The sequence below is a fragment of the Pseudoxanthomonas sp. CCNWLW251 genome (genome assembly GCF_037402255.1).
Classification (GTDB): Bacteria; Pseudomonadota; Gammaproteobacteria; order Xanthomonadales; family Xanthomonadaceae; genus Pseudoxanthomonas_A.
Map to the genome: position 1 here is coordinate 1,250,324 of NZ_JBBEGA010000001.1, position 18,891 is coordinate 1,269,214.

Here is an 18,891-nt window from a genome sequence, read left to right on the forward strand (position 1 = left end):
CCATGCGCCATCAGCGCGTCGCGCCTACCGCATCCTGGCGATGGATTGTCAGTCCGCTCAGCGACTGCGCCGGCGGGGGGAACAGCCAGCTGGCGGCATAGCCGATGACGATACAGAGCAGGATCGAGATGCCGAGATAGAAATAGGGATGCACGAGGTCCATCGACCACACCACCAGCGTCAGCGCGATGCTGCCGCCGATGCCGATCGCCACGCCTTGCGCGTTCGCCCGACGGGTGAACATGCCCAGCGTGTACGCGCCCGCGAACCCGCCGCCCAGCAAGCCGGCCAGTTCGATGGACACGTCGAACAGCGAATGGATGTCGTAGCGCGAGAGCACCAGCGCAATGCCGATGCCGGCAAGCCCGACAAGCACGCCCATGACTTCCGCGAACAGGACGCTCTTCTTGGGCGTGGGATGCTTCGCCAGCTTCTCGTAGAAGTCGACCGATGCCAGGGTCGAGACGCTGTTGATGATGCTGGACAACGTGGACATCGCGGCGGCGAAGATGCCGGCGATGATCAGGCCGGTCACACCCATCGGGAGCTCGGCGGCGATGAACAAGGGGAAAGTGGCATCGAGGGGGAGCAATGGATTCATCCGCTCCGGGTGCGACTGGTAGTAGACGTACAGTGCCGTGCCGATGGCGTAGAAGAAGAACCCACCGGGCACCATGATCGCCGCGAAAGTCCAGATGGAACGCCCCGCTTCCTTGTCCGACTTGGTGGACAGTACGCGCTGCATCAGCACCTGGTCCTTGGGGAAGGTCAGCACCACGTCGAACAGGACGAGGAAGATGAAGCCCCAGACGGTGGCCTTGGTGAGGTCGAAGCTGAAATCGAACAGGCGCGTCTTGTCTTCCGCCATGGCGACGTGCAGGAGCTCAGGCACGCCTCCATTGAGGTGGTAGATGATGAAGCCGATGGCGAAGATCGCGCCGCCGAACATCACGAAGACCTGCACGAAGTCCGTCCAGATGACTGCCTTCATGCCGCCCAGCGTGGTGTACAGGATGGTGAACACCCCCATGATCAGGATGCTCCACACCACGTCCACGCCGGTGATGGTCGCGATGGCCAGCGCCGGCAGGAACAGGATCACGCTCATGCGGCTGCCGATCTGCATGGCGATGCAGAGCGCGCTGGCCAGCATGCGGATGGCGGGGTGGAAGCGCTTCTCCAGATAGGAGAACACCGACATCAGGTCCAGCCGGCGCAGCAGCGGCACGATCCAGACCGCGACGAACATCAGGCCCAGCACGGCGATAAGGTTGTTGGTGAGGTACTGCCAGTTCGTCTCGAATGCCTTGGCCGGAATGGCGATGAAGCTGATCGAACTGGTGTTGGTGGCGTACAGGCTCACCCCCGCCGCCCAGAACGGAATGCTGCGGCCGCCCACGAAGAAATCCGCGGTGGAGGCGCGTTTCTCCTGCAGGTAGAAATACATGCCGATGCCGACCATCGCCGCCAGATAGACCACGATCACCAGCCAGTCCAGCCACTTCAGCAGGTGGCTGCGCGCAGTGACCTCCACCATCCGGATCGCGCCTGCCGATGCGTCCGCACCGGCGAAGCCTGCGCCCCACGCGGTGACCGGCGCAGGCATCGTGTCGGCCAGCGCAGGCAGATCCGCCCACGCGCGCGTGACCGTATGGAAGGTGGCAAGGCGCGGTGTCCGGATACCGGCTGCATCGGGCTGCAGCAGATACAGCACGTGCGCCTGCCCAACCGCGCGCGCGCCATCCGCTGCCAGCACCCGGCCGGGCACGGGCGGCAATGCCTGCCAACCGTGGTCCGGCGACCATCGCCACAAGGCGTCGCCGCTCTCGCCGGCAATGGTGACAACCAGTTCACCGCGCTGCGCGACCAGTGTGTCCGCGGCACCGTCGCCGCCCCAGGCCGGCATGGATTGCCAGTCCGTGCCCGCTGCAGCGTCCAGCCTTCGCCGGAGCACGTGATTGACGCCCAGTTCGTCCTGCCCCACGACATGCAGCACACCGGAGCCTTCCGCCACGCGCAGCCTTGCCAACGGAAGCGGGAACTTCGGTAGATCGCGCAATGCCAGCCGACCGTCCACAAGGGTCGCTTCCGCGATCGCGATCGCGCCGGACTCATCCGGCGACGGGCGTACGTGGTAAAGCCGCCCGATGGCCGCGTTCTTCCAGCCATCGGCATTGGCATTCGACGGCAACGCCACGGCGCGCCACTGCTTTTCCGCAGGTACCCACTGCCACGCGCCGGCATCCGCGAATGCGACAAGATGCGGTCCCACCGTATGCAGCGCGCGCACCTCGACCGGCGGTGCCGGCACCGAAGACTGATTCACGCCGGCCAGGCTTTCCGCCTGCGCTGGCAACAGCGCGGTGCTGAGGAGGAACAGCGGGAGCAGAACCACGAGCCTGCCCATGCGACGCAGCAGCGCAGCCACGCAGGCACCGGTGGCGCGCGTCATGCCCGCCCCCGTTCGGCCAAGGCAAGGACCGCGCGCGCGCGCGCCAGGAAGGGCGCATCGACCATGCGACCGTCGACGGCGAAGGCGCCTTCGCCCGAGCGCTCCGCGGCGTCGACCGTGCGTTGGGCTGCTTCGATTTCGCCTTCGGACGGGGCGAATACGGCGTTGGCCCACGCCACCTGGCGCGGATGCACGCAACTCTTGCCCAGATAACCAAGCGCCCGCGCGGACTCCGCCTCGGCACGGAAGCCTGCCTCGTCGTCCAATCCCGGGAAAGCGGCGTCGTAGGCGAACACGCCCGCCTCTGCGGCGGCGAGGCGCAGCGCGTACTGGGTGGCGTGCACGTTGCGCAGGTCATCGCGGCGGATGCCGTGGGGCTCGAACAGGTCGCCCAGCCCCAGCTGCAGGCCGCGCACGCGAGGATGCGCCTTCGCGATGGCGACCGCATGCCGGAGCGCGCGCGGCGTCTCGATATTGACCAGCAGCCCGATCGCCCTGCGCGAAGGCAGGCGCACCTCGATCGCTTCGATCTCGGCGACCGCCTGCCTGAGCTGCTCCGCCGACTCGATTTTCGGAAGATTGAGCAGATCGATGTCCAGCGGCAGGATCGCGCGCAGGTCGGCTTCCCACGCCGCCGTGCTCCACGCATTCACGCGGACCACCATCTGCTTGCCCGCCGCGCGATGCGGCGCACCGCTGAGCAGCGCCGCCACCTGCGCACGCGCTGCCTGCTTGTCGGCCTCGGCCACCGCGTCTTCGAGGTCGAGCGACAGCATGTCGGCATCGCTCGCCAACGCCTTGGCGAACAGGGCGGGACGGCTTCCCGGGACGAACAGTTTGCTACGCATGGACGGCGCTCATCATGGCGCGCAGTCTGCGGGAAACAGGCGAGAGGCAAAGCCCGCGCCAGCATCTTCAAACGATAGATTTTCCTGCGTCCGGGAATGTCGCAACGCAACATTCCCTGGTGCTGTCAGACACTCAACGCTTCACGTCGAGACTGTTCTCGCCAAGGAACGCCTGTACATCGGCAGCGCCCACAAGATTGAAGTCGCCCGGCAACGAGTGTTTCAGGCAGGCCGCCGCCACGCCGAAATGCAACGCATCGGCGCTGGTCATGCCGGCCAGACCGCCATGGAGCACGCCGGCAGCGAATGCATCGCCGGTCCCGATGCGATCCACGATCGGCGAGACCTCGTAGGCCGGCGTGGTATGCAACGCGCCATCGCGCAACGCGGTGATGGCCGACAGCGCGTGGTGGTCGACACTGCGCTGGACGCGGACCGTCGCGGCCATCTGGCCAAGATGAGGGAACGCCTTGAACGCGGCGGCGGCGCCGGCCGCGAAGCGTTCCTGCGGCGTCGCCTGCGGGAAATCCAGGCCCAGCACGACCTGCAGGTCGCGATGGCTGGCGAACAGGATATCCGCTTCGGCCATCAGTCCACGCAGGATCGTCGGCGCATCACCGCCCCACGCTTCCCACAGCTTCGGCCTGAAGTTGCCGTCGAACGAGACCCTCACGCCCACCGCACGTGCTGCCTTCACTGCCTCGAGGACGCCATCGGCGGCCTGCTGGCCGAGGGCCGGTGTCACGCCCGACACATGCAGCCAGTCCGCACCATCAAGCAGTGTCGTCCAGTCGTGCCGGCCACCGCCGACGCGCGCGAACGCCGAGTCGGCCCTGTCATAGAGCACCTCGCTCGGCCGATGGATGGCGCCGGAGGTCAGGAAGTACAGGCCCATCCGGCCCGGTGCCTGCTGCACGGCGGAGGTATCGACACGGTGCCTGCGCAGTTCGCCCAGTGCGGCTTCGCCGAGCGCATTGTCGGCGACCAGCCCCACCATCGCCGCGTCATGGCCGAACCTCGCCAGCGACACAGCCACGTTCGCCTCCGCGCCACCGACATGCACGTCGAGCACAGGCGATTGCAGCAATACCTGGCGACCCGGCGCGCCCAGTCGCAACAGCAATTCTCCGAAACAGACGATCTTCCCCATCACCCTCTCCTCCCGTTGCGACGACGCGCGCCACCTCATCGACAGCCAGTTCCGGCTTGTCCTCGGGACAAGATAATCCGGGTCAGTCGCCAGTTGTTGTTGCAGCGCACACTCTGTTAGCGTTCGTTTTGACCAGCGGTGTCATTTTACCAGCTGGCAGGATCTGTAAGGGAATAAACCGCTTTATTTTCGATCAAAACAGTCGCTACACGCGGCCATGGTCCCTTGAGGAGGGGAGAACATGCCAGTCAGTCACAACAGCCGGAAGACACCGGTTACCTTGCTTGCTGTCTCGATCGGCCTGGCGCTGCAGATGAGTGCAGCCGCACACGCCCAGGAAGCAGCGCAATCCACCGAATCGAGTGAGGCCGCGCCGGCGCAGGCTGATGTCTCCACCCTGGATACCGTCAGTGTCACCGGCTACCGCGCCAGCGTGGAAAAGGCGCTCGACATCAAGCGCGGCGAAGCCGGCGTGGTCGATGCCATCGTGGCCGAGGACATCGGCAAGTTCCCGGACCTCAACCTGGCCGAATCCCTGCAGCGTATCCCGGGCGTGGTGATCACGCGTGAAGGCGGCGAAGGCCGCCAGATCTCCGTCCGCGGCCTGCCGCCGGACCTGACCCGCGTCCGCATCAACGGCATGGAGGCCCTCACCACGGTGGGCGCGACCGACCAGAACGGCGGTACCAATCGGGGTCGTGGCTTCGACTTCAACGTCTTCGCCTCCGACCTGTTCTCGCAGCTGATCGTGCGCAAGACGCCGTCGGCTGATGTTGAAGAGGGCTCACTGGGCGCCACCGTCGACCTGCGCACCGCGCGTCCGCTCGATTACGACGGCTTCACCTTCACGGCCAGCGGGCAGGCCAGTTACAACGACCTGGCGGACAAGACCGACCCGCGGATCGGTGCGCTGATCGCTAATACTTGGTCCGACGGCAAGTTCGGCGCCTTGCTCTCGGTCGCCTACTCCGAGCGCCAGGCGCTCGAGGAAGGTTCCGGCAGCGGGCGCTGGGCGCAGGGCACGAGCAACGGCAATTTCAGTGCGACGTCGCCGTTTGCGGCAGCCCGCGGCGCGGATGTCTATCACCCGCGTTTCCCGCGCTACACGCTGATGGAGCACGACCAGAAGCGCACCGGCGTGGCTGCTTCGCTGCAGTTCAAGCCGACCGATCGCACCCAGTTCGCGCTTGATGCGTTGTACTCGAAGATCGACGCCACCCGTGACGAGAAGTACATCGAGGCGATCTCGTTCAGTCGCAGTGGCACCGGCAAGCCGCAGACCGTCGTCCGTGATGGCGTGATCGAGAATGGCGCCCTCGTCTACGGTCTATTCGACGACGTCGACATCCGCTCGGAAAGCCGTCACGACGAGTGGAACACCGTGTTCACCCAGTTCAATCTGGAAGGCGAGCACGAGTTCACAGACAACTTCAAGATCAGCGGCAAGGTCGGCACGTCCAAGTCGGAGCACGAGAATCCGATCCAGACGACGATCATCATGGACAAGCTGAACGTCGACAACTACAGCTACGACTACCGCAACGATTCCTACAAGCCGGTCCTCAACTACGGCATCGATCCGACGGATCCCAACGGCTGGACGCTGGCGGAGATCCGGATCCGTCCGCAGTACGTGACCAATGACTTCGACACCGCGCAGCTGGATTTCAACTGGAACATCAGCCCGGGCTTCCGCCTGAAGGGCGGCGTGCAGTCGAAGGATTACTCCTTCTCCACGCGAGAGCTGCGCCGCTCAACCGAAACCGTGGACGCTGTTCCTTTCTTCCAGGGCGGCACGCGTATCGTGCCTGTAGACCTTACCGAGCAGGCCAGCCTGAGCGGCCTGACGGGTTCGCCGGGCGCCTGGGTGATTCCCGACTACCGCGGCATCGCCGACTTCTACGATATCTACAGCAACTCGGGCCCCTTCGCCGTCAGCGAACGCGCGGTGAACACCCGGAGCGTCGAGGAAGAAGATCGTGGCGTGTACCTGATGGGCGAGTTCTCCGCCGATCTTGGCGCTATCCCGGTGTCCGGCAACTTCGGTGTGCGCTATGTGCGTACCAAGCAGAGCTCGACCGGCATCGCGACGGCCAGCGGCACGCCTGTTGCCACGACCGTCTCGCGCGAGTACAGCGACACGCTGCCGTCGATGAACCTCGTGGCCGAGATCACGCCCGACTTCCTGATCCGCCTGGGTGCGGCCAAGGTGATGTCGCGCCCCGGCCTGGGTTCCCTGACGCCCGGCGTGACGGTCAACGTCAGCGGCGGTGCGCGCACGGTCAGCGGTGGCAATCCCAACCTCGATCCCGTCCGTGCGGAGACCGCAGATCTGGGCTTCGAGTGGTATTTCAATGAAGGGGCCATGCTGGGCCTGGGCCTGTTCTACAAGAACATCGATGGCTTCGTACAGACCACACGCGAGGTGCGCAGCTATGCCTCCAGCGGCCTGCCGGCCAGCCTGCTCGATGGGACGGGTGCGACGGTCAACGACGACTTCGTCTTCAGCGTGCCGGTCAATACGCCGGGCGGCAAGGTGAAGGGCTTCGAAGCCACCTTCATCCAGCCGTTCACCTTCCTGCCCGGCAAGTGGTCCAACTTCGGCACGCAACTGAACTACACCTACGTGGATACGGAGATCCAGTACGTCAACAGTCAGGGCGTCAACGTGCTCAAGGCCCCGTGGACCGGCATGTCCAAGCATTCGTGGAACGCCACGCTGTACTACGAAGGCGAGCGCTTCTCCGGCCGCATCTCGGCGACCAACCGCGACGACTACCTGCTCCAGGCGCCTGGAACCGAGTTGGGATACAACATCGATGGCGTGCACGGCCAGACCGGCACCACCACCATCGATATGGCGCTTCGCTACAAGATCAACGACAAGCTCGAGCTCAGCCTGGAAGGCATCAACCTGACGGATGAGGCGCAGGAATCGTGGGTGGAGAACGCCAACGGCCAGCTACCGTTGGATTACAGCGAAACCGGCCGCCAGTACCTGCTGGGCCTGCGTTACAAGTTCTGATCGCATGAGCACGCGGCGCCCCGGCAAAAAGGGGTGCCGTCGAAGCCCGGCCGACTCTCCCGGCCGGGCTTTTTTTATCTCCCGCGACCAGCGTCCCGGCCGGGAAAGCGATTACATCGCGCCTCGCTGTCCACGGGACATTTTCTGTTTCGAATCAATCAGTTGTTGTTGCACCGCACACTCTGATAGCGTCTTTGACCAGCGGTGTCATCACGACTGCATCGCGAACGATCCATTGGGGAAATCACGTCGTCGTCGGCGCTCGCTGACACACAAAAACGGTTGGCCGCCCTTGGGAGGGGGATGTCATGAAGCGCAATCTGAAGAATCGGAAGACACCGGTTACCGCACTCGCATTCTCGATCGCCGTCGCACTGCACGCGCCGGCTTTCGCGCAATCGCAGGAGACTTCACCAACGCCGCCCGTCGCCACGGACCTTGATCGCGTCGAGGTGGTCGGCACGTTCCGTGCAAGCCTCGAGAAGGCGCTGGAAGAGAAACGCTACAGCGCCGAACAGATCGACGCCGTCGTTGCGGAGGACATCGGCAAGTTTCCTGATCTCAATCTTGCCGAAGCGCTCCAGCGCATTCCTGGCGTGGCGATCGATCGCGATGCCGGCGAAGGCCGCTCGATCACCGTCCGCGGCCTGGGACAGGACTTCACCCGCGTACGCATCAACGGACTGGAAGCGCTGGCCACGACGGGCGGCACGGACAGCTCGGGCGGTGCGAACCGGGGACGTGGCTTCGACTTCAACGTGTTCGCCGCAGAGCTCTTCAGCAAGCTGACGGTGCGCAAGACACAATCGGCCCAGATCGACGAAGGCTCGCTCGGTGCCACCGTCGATCTGCGCGCGGCGCGTCCTTTCGATTACGACGGCTTCACCAGCACGGTGACCAGCCAGATGGGCTACAACGACCTGTCGAAGCAATGGGATCCGCGCTTCTCCGCGTTGATCAGCAATACCTGGGCGGACGGCAAGTTCGGGGCGTTGCTGTCGGCGGCCTACAGCGAGCGGAACCTGCTGGAGGAAGGCTACAGCGCCGTGCGCTGGGACAACGGCCCCTCCGCCAACGGCTTCTGCAGTCCGGTCGGCTACACACCGCAGAACAACGCCAACAACGGCGGGCGCGGCACCACCGCGCTGAACTGCTCCACCGGCAATCCGCGCCCCGCCAACACACAGGCCAACAACGATGCATACCGCCTGGCATCGGCCACCACCACTTTCCATCCCCGCCTGCCGCGCTACGGCCGCCTGACCCACGAACAGGAACGGCTGGGCGTGACCGCCGCGCTGCAGTTCAAGCCCAGCGACCGCACGCTGCTGAGTTTCGATGCGATGTACTCGAAGCTGGATGCGACCCGCCAGGAGGATTTCCTGGAGACGATCTCCTTCAGCCGCTCGAACACGCAGGGCGGCAAGTACGAGACGCATGTGCTCCAGGCTGAAGTGGATGATCGCGGCAACCTGGTCTACGGCGTGTTCGACAATGTCGACGTGCGTTCGGAATCCCGTTTCGACGAGCTGTCCACGGAGTTCAGCCAGTACAGCCTGAGCCTGGAGCAGGACATCACCGATCGCCTGAAGCTCAACGCGATGGTCGGCACGTCCACGTCGGAGTTCAAGAATCCCGTGCAGACCACGGTGACGTTCGACATCCAGAACCTCGACGGCTACAGCTGGGACTATCGCGGCAACAGCCGCCTGCCGGTGATCACCTACGGCAGCCTCGATGTGAACAGCCCGTCGTCCTGGCGCTGGATCAGCAGCCCGGCGGCGAACACCACCGGCTCCGAGATCCGCATCCGCCCGCAGGGCGTCGACAACACCTTCGACACCGGCAAGCTGGACCTGGATTTCGTCATCAACGAGACATTCACGCTGCGCGGGGGGATGTCGTACAAGAAGTTCGGCATGGACACGTGGGAGTTCCGCCGCAGCAGCGAAACGTCGGTCCCCGCCCTGCCCACCGGCACGACGCTCGGCGACCTGTCCTCGCTGGTCACCGGCTTCGGCCGCGGCCTGGACGGGCGGGCGCCCGGCTCATGGCTGATCCCGGACCTCGATGCGATCGCCAGCCTCTTCAACATCTACTGCAATTGCAACACCGGCGTGCCCGGCGGCGACTTCACCTTGAGCAGCATCACCAACGGCAATGCGCGCGGCAACAACCGCAGCATCAGCGAAGAGGATTGGGGCGGCTACCTGCAACTGGATTTCAACGCGGATCTGGCGGGCCGCCCGATGCGCGGCAACGTGGGCGTCCGCTACGCGACCACCGATGTCGATGCCAGCGGCTATACGTCGGTCGGTGGCGGCAGCCCGGTCACGGTCAGCAACGACTACAAGGACTGGCTGCCGTCGTTGAACCTCGCATGGGACGTCACCGACGACCTGGTGCTGCGCTTCGGTGCCGCCAAGGTCATGGCAAGGCCGCAACTGGGCAACCTGTCGCCCGGTGCCGGCATCACCACCACCGGGTCGCCCAACATCCGCGTGGGCAACCCGTATCTCGATCCGTTCCGTGCCAAGACCTATGATTTCAGTGCGGAGTGGTACTTCGCGGAAGACTCGGTGCTGTCGCTGGCGCTGTTCTACAAGGACATCGAGACCTACATCCAGGAACTGCGCGAGAACATTGCCTACCGCGACACCGGCCTTCCGCTGGAATGGGTGCCGTCCACGTTCTGGGACGTGCCGTTCGATGTCCGCACGCCCATCAACACTCCCGGCGGTCCGCTGAAGGGTTTCGAGCTGAACTACCAGCAGCCGTTCTCATTCCTGCCGGGTGGTTTCCGTCATTTCGGCGTGCTGCTCAACTACACGCACGTGAAATCGGATATCGACTATGCGGTGCCGGGCAGCTTCCCCGTGACCTACATCGCCGATGAGCTGGTCAACCTGTCGCCGAAGTCCTACAACGCCACGCTCTACTACGACAACAACAAGTTCAGCGCACGTATCTCCACGTCGTTCCGCGACGACTATCTGCAGCGCGTCCCGGGACAGAACAACAACGACGTGGAAGGAAAGCGCAGTGCACGCAGCGTGGACTTCTCCATGTCGTACAAGTGGGACAAGCACTTCACCCTCACCTTCGAGGGGATCAACCTGACAGACGAGTTCAACGACCAGTACGTGGATTCGGTCGGCGATCGCGCCTCCGTGTACCACCATACGGGACGCCAGTACTACGTCGGCGCGCGGTTCAACTTCTGACCGCTGCGGGCGGGCGCGCCAGCACGGGCGCCCGCCTTCCCTTCTGCTGCTGCAACGTCACGGGCGCCGGCATGATCCCCGCGGCACTGATGCCCCGTGACCGACGGGTGTTCAGTTGATGCTTGAAGGCACAGGAAATCCACAGTTTGAAAGCCCGGCGCGCATGGTCCGGCGGGCGGGCGCGCGTGGCGAGCCGTGTACATGGAAGACCCGCCTTCCGGCGGGTCGTCTTCGTCACCTTGCGCGCGCGGTACAGCGGCGGCACGGCGCCTCAGCGCAACGGTTCGCCCTTCGGGTAACCACTGATGGGCTCCATCACGTCGAGATTCCATTCGCTTTCGATGAACGGCTTGCGGGCTTCCTTGTACTGCGGGTAGCCACCCACCTGCTCCTGGCTGTCGATGATTTCACCACGGCCTTCGATGACGTCGGCGACGATGCGGCGGTCGACCAGGTCGCGGTTCCAGGGCGTCGCGCCCGCAGTCTCTATGACGGCATCCTGGACTTCACCGGAGCCCCGGAGGGTGACGCCGAAGGGCAACGCGGGCGCCTGCTTGACGCGGTTGAGCTTCACCGGCGCGGTCGTGTAGCTGCCGGTCTCCTGGATGCTCTTGTTGCCCACGCGATCGACGATGAGGTTGTCCTGCGCGTACAGGTCGAGATCGCCGGAGCCGCCGATCATCAGGAACGCCAGCGGCTCGGTGGACCGGCCCGCACGCATGACGTTGCCGCGCACGATCATCTCGCCACGCGAGTACGGATGGCCCATCCACTCCTCTGCGATCAGGTTGTAGTGGATGGCGCGCTGGCCGGGGTTGTAGATCAGGTTGTTGATCACCTGGCCGCGCGCGCCGCCCTTGAACAGCGGGCTGCGCTCGTAGTTGTGCGCATACAGGTTGCCGACGATCAGGACCTCGTTGACGTGGTCGTGGATCAGCGAGCCCTTGGAATGTTCGCCCTTGGCATGGATCGAATTCGCCAGTCCCTCACCAACGATGTTGTTGCTGTAGGTGATGCGGCGCGACGCGTTGGCCATCCACTCGGCTTCGTTTTCGCCATGGAAGCGCGTGCTGGATGCGCTGAGGTTTTCATCCGTCGCCCAGGTAAGCGAGCAGTGGTCGACGATGACGTCATGCGCGCCGCGCACGGTGGTGATGGCATCGATGTCGCCCGAACGCTTGGGCAACCCGCCATCGCCGGGCCGGATGCGGATGTGGCGGATGACCACATCGTGGGTGGCGATGGTCAGGCCGCCCTTGATGATGGTCACGCCAGGGTGCGGGGCGGTCTGGCCGGCAATGGTCAGGAACGGCTCGGTGATGCGCAGCTCCTTCATGCCGAGATCGATCACGCCGCCGACTTCGAACACCACGATGCGCGGGCCCTTGCCCGTCACCGCTTCCTTGAACGAGCCGGGACCGTCTGTGGCCAGGCTGGTGACGCGGATGATCTTGCCGCCACGCCCGCCGGGCGTGTGCGCGGCCGCGCCCTGCGCGCCGGGGAATGCAAGCACGGGCGCATCGGCGGCGAGGACCGGCGTCATCGCGAGCGCCATCAGCAGGGCGGCCAGGCCGCAGGTCAGTCCGCGGGCCCGCGTGGGAAAACGGATATGAAGCATTGGCTCCCTCCCAGGAGTGGATCGACGCATCGTGGCATCGGGATGGGTTTTGCGGCAGTGCACATTGTCAATGACACCGGTTTACCATATACAGGCCATCAACCTGCACTGTCACTCGGCAGTGCAACAAAACGCAGCGGGGAGAACCCTCTTGAGTACTGACCACAGCGCGCCGTCCGACGGTCGCACGGAAGCCCCAGAACTGGCCGCCATCGCGGACAGCTTCGTCAGCGCGCGGCGTCAGGGACGCGCATTGCCCGGCTTCCCCGGAGATATCCCGGATGATCTGGTCACGGCATACCGCGTGCAGGATCTTGCGATCGCGCAGTGGCCGGACCGGGTCGCCGGGTGGAAGGTCGGCTTCATCGCGCCCGAGCGGCGCGACGGGTCCGGCGATGAGCGCCTGCTGGGACCGATCTTCGCCCGTCAGCTCAAGTTGACCACCGGTGGTCAAGAAAGCTTCGACGTGTTCGCCGGCGGCTTCGGCGCGGTGGAAGCGGAGTACGTATTGCGCCTGGACGCGGATGCCCCGGCCGACAAGACCCACTGGACACCGGAAGAGGCCGCCACCGTCGCCTCCACGCTGTTCATCGGCATGGAAGTGGCCAGCAGCCCGTTGGCCACGATCAACCAGTTGGGTCCGCGTGTCGTCGTATCCGACTTCGGCAACAACAACGGGCTCGTGATGGGTGCCGAGATTCCCGGCTGGGCCGACCGCAGCGATGCGTCGCTGACGTGCACGACCTGGATCGAGGGTCAGCAGGTCGGTCAGGGGGGCGCGACAACGCTGCCTGGCGGCCTGCGCGCGGCCTTCGCCTTCGCGCTCGCACGCTCGGCCCGGCGTGGCCGGCCGCTCAAGGCCGGCGACCTGATCGCCACGGGTAACGCCACCGGCATCCACGACATCCTGCCGGGCCAGCGGGCACGCATCGACTTCGCCGGCCATGGCACCATCGAATGCCTCGCGGTCGCCGCGACCCCGAAGGACGAAGGAGACTGGCGCGCATGATGAACCGTCGTCGTTTCCTGGGCACGGGCCTCGGCGTTGCTGCTGCGCTGCCATTGGCCGGCACGCGTGCGTTGGCCGACGACGGCCGGCACGTGCTGACCGCCACCGACGTGCACGTCAAGGACTATCCCACGGTCGAAGCCGTGCGCTGGATCGGCGAAACGATGGCGCGCGAGACCGGGGGCCGCGTGACGCTGCGCCAGTACCATTCCGGCCAACTCGGTCGCGAGTCGGAAGCGATCGACATGGCGCGCTTCGGCGCCATCGACATGACCCGCGTGTATGCCGGTGCGCTGAACAATGCCTTCCCGCTGACCCAGGCGTTGTGTCTCCCGTATGTATTCGATTCGGTGGCGCACATGCGCCGCGCGATGGATGAAGGCGTGGGCAGGACAGTGCTGGAAGGCTTCTCCCGCCGCGGGCTGGTCGGCCTGGCCATCTACGACTCCGGTGCGCGCTGCTTCTACAACGCACGCCGCGCCATCGAGAAACCCGGGGACCTGCATGGCATGAAGATCCGTGTGCCGGTGTCGGACATCTTCATTCGGATGCTGCGGCTGTTCGGTGCCAATCCCACCCCGCTTTCGCTGGGCGAAGTGTTCTCCGGCCTGGAAACGCACATGATCGACGGGGCGGAGAACAATATCCGCAGTTTCCACTCCAGTCGTCACTTCGAGGCGGCGCAGTACTGGTCGCAAACCAACCATTCCTACGCACCGGACGTGCTGCTGGTCTCGCAGCGCACGCTGGATCAACTGCAGCCCCGCGACCGCGAGTTGCTGGTGGAGACGGCGCGCCAGTCCGTGGGCGTGATGCGCACGCTCTGGGACGCATCCGAAGCGAAGGCACGCGATGCCGTGTTCGCGGCCGGGGTGAAGCACAACGATGCCGACCTGGTGGCGTTCGCGCGCGCGTCGGCACCGCTGCTGTCCGAATACCGGCGCGACGCCGCCATGGACGCCCTGTACCGCCGCATCCGTGACCTGGCCTGAGAACAAACGCGATGTCCGAAGAAACCACACCGTCTCCCGCCACGCCGCTGCAACGCGGCATGGACCTGCTGTCGAACGCTGCCATCGCCGTGGCGGTCGTTGCCCTGCTCGGACTGGTAGTCGTACAGGGTTGGCAGGTGATCGCCCGCTACGTCATCAATGATTCGCCCAGCTGGACCGAGCCGGTCACCGTATTGCTGCTGACCACCGCCATGAGCCTTGGGGCCGCGGCAGGCGTCCATACGAACCGCCACTTCGGCTTCTTCCTGTTGGCCGATGCAGTGGGTCCTCGACTGAAGAAGCTGCTGCACGCCGTATCCCCGTTGATGATCGCCGCGATCGGCGCGGTGATGGCCTACTGGGGCGCAGTGCTGCTGTTCGACGGACTGGACATCCGCATCGCCGGCGCACCGATGCCGCAGAGCATCGGATACCTGCCGCTCTCGCTGGGCGGCCTGCTGATGGCGGTGTTCGCCCTGAATCGACTGCTCCTGGTGCTGCGCGCGCCGCTGACCGACGAGGCCCGCTGACCCATGGCGATCACCCTGCTGTTCTCGATCTTCGCGATCCTGCTGCTGATCGGCGTACCGGTCGCCTATGCGCTTGCGGCCGCCTCGCTGGCAACCCTGCTCTACCTGGATCTGCCCAGCATCGTGCTGGTGCAGCAGATTTCCTCGGGCACCGGCTCGGCATCGCTGATCGCGATCCCGCTTTTCATCTTCGCCGGCGAGATCATGCTGCGGGGTGGCATCTCCGAGCGCCTGATCAGCCTGGCCGCTTCGCTGGTGGGCCGCCTGCGCGGCGGCCTGGGCCAGGTCAGCATCCTGTCGTCGCTGTTCTTCGGCGGCGTGTCGGGCTCGGCCATCGCCGACGTCTCGGCCGTCGGTGGCACGATGATCCCGCAGATGGTCAAGCGTGGCTACGACCGTGATTTCGCCGTCAACGTCAGCATCACCGCCGCGCTGGTGGCGCTGCTGGTACCGCCGTCGCACAACCTCATCCTGTTTTCCGCAGCAGCCGGTGGCGGACTGTCCATCGCCGATCTTTTCGCCGCCGGCATCGTGCCCGCGCTGCTGATGACGGTGGTGCTGATGTTCACGGGATGGGCGGTGGCGTGCAAGCGAGGCTACGGTACCGAACCGTTCCCCGGCATGCGTGCGGTGCTGTTGCGGCTGGTTGCCGCGCTGCCGGGGCTGGGCCTGGTGGGCCTGATCTTCTTCGGCATCCGCGCGGGCATCTTCACTGCGGTGGAGAGCGCCGCCATCGCGGTCGTGTACGCACTGCTGGTGACCAGTGTGCTGTACCGCCAGTTGTCGCTGAAGGAGTTCTTCGCCACGGTGACGCATGCGGCGCGCACCACCGGCGTGATCCTGTTCGTGATCGCCACGGCGGCGGTGTTCGGCTGGCTGCTGGCCTACCTGCAGGTGCCAGCCGCTGCGGTCGACGCGCTGCAGTCGATCGCGCACAGCAAGTACACGGTGTTGCTGCTGATCGTGCTGGTGCTGCTGTTGCTGGGCACCTTCATGGATCTGGCGCCGATGATCCTGATCTGCACGCCGATCTTCCTGCCGGTAGCGAAGGCCTATGGCATCGACCCGATCCACTTCGGGCTGGTGCTCGTGTTGACGGGCGGCATCGGCCTGGTGACGCCCCCCGTAGGGTCCGTGCTTTTCATCGGCACGGCCATCGGCAAGATCACCATCGCGCAGAGCATGCGTACGATCTGGCCCTTCTGGCTGGCCGGCCTGGCCGTGCTGCTGATCGTGGCACTGTTCCCCGAACTCTCCCTTTGGCTGCCCAGGGCGATCAAGTAATGGCGGCGCGGCGCACGCTGTTGTTCTACGGGCTTCTGCTGGGCGCCGTCATGCCAGCGTACGCGCAACAAGGGACCGAAACGCCCTCGCTGGCGGGCTTCGAGGACGCCATCGATCACTGGCGCAACGTGCACGGCGACACGTATCCGCGCCATGCGCCGGAGCAGGTCGCGCAGATCGCCGACAACATCCTGCGCTATCAACGCATGGATGGCGGCTGGATCGAGAACCAGGATCCGGCACGGATCCTCGATGACGCGGAGAAGGCACGCTTCGATGCCGAGGCGCGCAAGTCCGGGGGCAGCTTCGACAACCGCAACATCTACACCCAGCTGGACTATCTGGCCACGGCCTACGCCATCACCGGCGATGCGCGCTACCGCGACGGCAGCCTGAAGGGCCTCGCATTCACGCTGGAACAACAGATTCCCGGATGCGGCGGCTGGCCGCACACGGTGCCGGCCACGCAGCCCTACCATCCGCACATCACCATCGCCGACGACGTCACCGCAGGCGTGCTGGGCACGTTGCGCAAGGTCGTCTCGGACACGCGCCGTTATGCCTTCGTCGATGCCGCGTTGCGTGCACGCGTGCAGTCCGCCATCGACAAGGGCGATGCCTGCCTCCTGACGTTGCAGGTACGGCAGGGCCGTACGCTGGCCGGCTGGGCAGGCCAGTACGACGCGCGGACGTTGCTGCCCGCACAGGGGCGCAAGTTCGAACTGCCGTCCATCGCGGGACAGGAAACCGTCGGCGTGGTCCGCTACCTGATGTCGATCCCCGACCCCTCGCCCGCCGTCGTGGCGGCCGTGGACGGCGCGGTGGACTGGCTGCGCAGGGTGGAGATCACCGGTTGGCGCATCGAGACCTTCGAGGCGCCGGCCGAGCAGTTCCAGTACCACAGCAGCGCCAAGGACCGTCGCCTGGTCGCCGATCCGTCGGCCACCGGCCTGTGGGCGCGCTTCTACGACGTGAAGGACAACAGCGTGGTGCTCGCGACACGCGACAGCCAGCGGGTCGCACGCTACGAAGACATTCCGCGCGAGCGCCGCACGGGCTACGAGTGGTACGGCAGCTGGCCGAAGCGGCTGCTGTCGAAGGAATACCCGCAGTGGAAATCGCAGCACACGTCGTCGAAGTAGAGGACTCCTGATGGCAATGAAGTCGTGGATGATCGCCCTGTGCCTGTTCGCACCACTGGCAGCGCTGGCGGGTGATGGCCACCGCGAACCGGCGTGGAAGCGCGGCATCGAACACCAGCGCCAGGCGGACCTGGGCGACGGCACGTTCCTCAATCCCGTGCTCGCGGGCGACCGCCCCGACCCGTCGGTACTGAAGGATGGCGAGGACTACTACCTCACCCTGTCGTCCTTCACCGCCTACCCCGGTCTGCCACTGTGGCATTCACGCGATCTGATCAACTGGCAGCCGGTCGGCCATGCGATCACGAAGAACGTCGGCTCGATCTGGGCACCGGACCTGATCAAGCACAAGGGCCGCTACTACATCTATTTCCCCGCGCGCGTCGGCGGTACCGAGTCGCCGCGACGCAGCAACTTCGTCGTGTGGGCCGACGACATCCGCGGCCCCTGGAGCGAGCCCATCGACATCGGGCTGCCGGGCCACATCGACCCCGGCCATGCCGTGGGCGAAGACGGCAAGCGCTACCTGTTCCTCAGTGCAGGCGACTACGTCCAGCTCGCCGACGATGGCCTGAGCACCGTGGGCGAGGTGAAGCACGTCTACGACGGCTGGCGCTATCCGGAATCGTGGGACGTGGAGGGCTACGCGCAGGAAGGCCCGAAGATCACCTTCCGCAATGGCTGGTACTACATGATCACTGCCGTCGGCGGCACCGCCGGCCCGCCGACCGGGCACATGGTGATCGTCGCGCGCTCGCGCTCCATCCATGGACCGTGGCAGAACGCGCCCAACAATCCGGTGGTACGCACCACCTCGCGCGAGCAGTACTGGTGGTCGCGCGGCCACGCTACGCTGGTGGAGGATGCCGGCGGACAGTGGTGGATGATCTACCACGGTTACGAGCGCGACTTCTGGACGCTGGGGCGGCAGGCGCTGCTGGACCCGATCGAATGGACCGACGACGGCTGGTTCGTCGCCAAGGGCGGCGACCTGAGCACGCCGTTGCGCAAGCCGGCGGGCACGGCGCTGGCATCGCATGGGATGGCGCTGTCGGATGACTTCCGCAGCGGGAAGCTGGGGCCGCAATGGGCGTTCTACGACCCCGCGCCGGGCGAATTCGCCCGCCTCGGTTTCGGCGACGGGGTGATGACGCTGCAGGGCAAGGGCACTTCGCCGCGCGACAGCTCGCCCCTGGGCATCATCGCCGGCGACCTGGCCTACCAGTTCGAGGTCGAAATGGAGGTGGAACCCGGCGCCCAGGGCGGCGCGGTACTGTTCTACAACGACCGCCTGTATGCCGGCGTGGGCAGCAACGGCGAGCAGTTCGTCATGCACCGCTACGGCCTGGAGCGCCCAGGCAGGCTGGCCCCCAGCGCCAAAGGGGGGAAGCTCTGGCTGCGGGTCACGCACAACCGCCACATCGTCACGATCCATACCAGCACCGATGGCAAGACCTGGACCAAGTATCCGGTGCAGATGGAAGTCTCGGGCTACCACCACAACGTGGCGGGCGGCTTCCTGGCGCTGAAGCCCTCGCTGTACGCCGCCGGCCAGGGCAAGGTGCACTTCCGTAATTTCCGCTACCGCGCGCTGGACTGACCCCCAACCGCTAGAAT

The 18,891-nt window shown here is 65.5% G+C and carries 12 protein-coding genes; 8 read left to right on the forward strand and 4 right to left on the reverse strand.

Features of this window, described 5'->3' with window-relative positions; genetic code table 11:
* Window positions 1-10 precede the first annotated feature (10 nt).
* The 3 genes from WBN46_RS05955 to WBN46_RS05965 all read right to left on the reverse strand — a co-directional run bounded on the left by WBN46_RS05955 (window position 11) and on the right by WBN46_RS05965 (window position 4,450).
* Window positions 11-2,452 (reverse strand): sodium:solute symporter, encoded by a 2,442-nt coding sequence (locus WBN46_RS05955; RefSeq protein ID WP_337730696.1) that lies wholly within the window; start codon window positions 2,450-2,452, stop codon window positions 11-13.
* Window positions 2,449-3,300, reverse strand: coding sequence for a CoA ester lyase (locus WBN46_RS05960; protein ID WP_337730697.1), 852 nt, complete (start codon window positions 3,298-3,300; stop codon window positions 2,449-2,451). Before WBN46_RS05960 ends, WBN46_RS05955 begins: the two co-directional genes overlap by 4 nt.
* A gap of 133 nt (window positions 3,301-3,433) precedes the next feature.
* The gene (locus tag WBN46_RS05965; RefSeq protein ID WP_337730698.1) at window positions 3,434-4,450 is read right to left on the reverse strand and encodes a sugar kinase; all 1,017 of its coding nucleotides are present in this window, start codon (window positions 4,448-4,450) and stop codon (window positions 3,434-3,436) included.
* Window positions 4,451-4,691: 241 nt separating this feature from the next.
* On the opposite strand from WBN46_RS05965, the gene WBN46_RS05970 reads away from it, so the two are divergent.
* Both WBN46_RS05970 and WBN46_RS05975 read left to right on the forward strand, forming a co-directional pair.
* A complete protein-coding gene (locus tag WBN46_RS05970; protein WP_337730699.1) occupies window positions 4,692-7,475 on the forward strand; it encodes a TonB-dependent receptor in 2,784 nt (927 codons plus the stop codon).
* 308 nt (window positions 7,476-7,783) lie between these two features.
* Entirely contained in the window at window positions 7,784-10,699 is a 2,916-nt protein-coding gene (locus WBN46_RS05975) for a TonB-dependent receptor (RefSeq protein ID WP_337730700.1), read from the forward strand.
* Window positions 10,700-10,970: 271 nt separating this feature from the next.
* Here WBN46_RS05975 and WBN46_RS05980 read toward each other — a convergent pair whose 3' ends face one another.
* The gene (locus tag WBN46_RS05980) at window positions 10,971-12,317 is read right to left on the reverse strand and encodes a hypothetical protein (RefSeq protein WP_337730701.1); all 1,347 of its coding nucleotides are present in this window, start codon (window positions 12,315-12,317) and stop codon (window positions 10,971-10,973) included.
* A gap of 151 nt (window positions 12,318-12,468) precedes the next feature.
* Between WBN46_RS05980 and WBN46_RS05985 the strand changes: the two genes are divergently transcribed.
* The 6 genes from WBN46_RS05985 to WBN46_RS06010 are packed head-to-tail and all read left to right on the forward strand — an operon-like array spanning window position 12,469 to window position 18,874.
* Window positions 12,469-13,326 carry a 2-keto-4-pentenoate hydratase gene (locus WBN46_RS05985; protein ID WP_337730702.1) on the forward strand — a complete coding sequence of 286 codons (858 nt, stop codon included), beginning with the start codon at window positions 12,469-12,471 and terminating at the stop codon, window positions 13,324-13,326.
* On the forward strand, window positions 13,323-14,318 hold the full coding sequence (locus WBN46_RS05990) for a TRAP transporter substrate-binding protein (protein ID WP_337730703.1): 996 nt from the start codon (window positions 13,323-13,325) through the stop codon (window positions 14,316-14,318). The genes WBN46_RS05985 and WBN46_RS05990 overlap by 4 nt, the downstream gene beginning before the upstream one ends.
* Window positions 14,319-14,329: 11 nt before the next feature.
* Window positions 14,330-14,848: a TRAP transporter small permease gene (locus WBN46_RS05995; protein WP_337730704.1), complete on the forward strand. Its 519-nt coding sequence runs from the start codon at window positions 14,330-14,332 to the stop codon at window positions 14,846-14,848.
* Between the two features lie 3 nt (window positions 14,849-14,851).
* Entirely contained in the window at window positions 14,852-16,132 is a 1,281-nt protein-coding gene (locus tag WBN46_RS06000) for a TRAP transporter large permease (protein ID WP_337730705.1), read from the forward strand.
* Window positions 16,132-17,274 (forward strand): pectate lyase, encoded by a 1,143-nt coding sequence (gene pelA / locus WBN46_RS06005; protein ID WP_337730706.1) that lies wholly within the window; start codon window positions 16,132-16,134, stop codon window positions 17,272-17,274. The genes WBN46_RS06000 and pelA overlap by 1 nt, the downstream gene beginning before the upstream one ends.
* A gap of 10 nt (window positions 17,275-17,284) precedes the next feature.
* A complete protein-coding gene (locus tag WBN46_RS06010; RefSeq protein ID WP_337730707.1) occupies window positions 17,285-18,874 on the forward strand; it encodes a family 43 glycosylhydrolase in 1,590 nt (529 codons plus the stop codon).
* The last annotated feature ends 17 nt before the right edge of the window (window positions 18,875-18,891 follow it).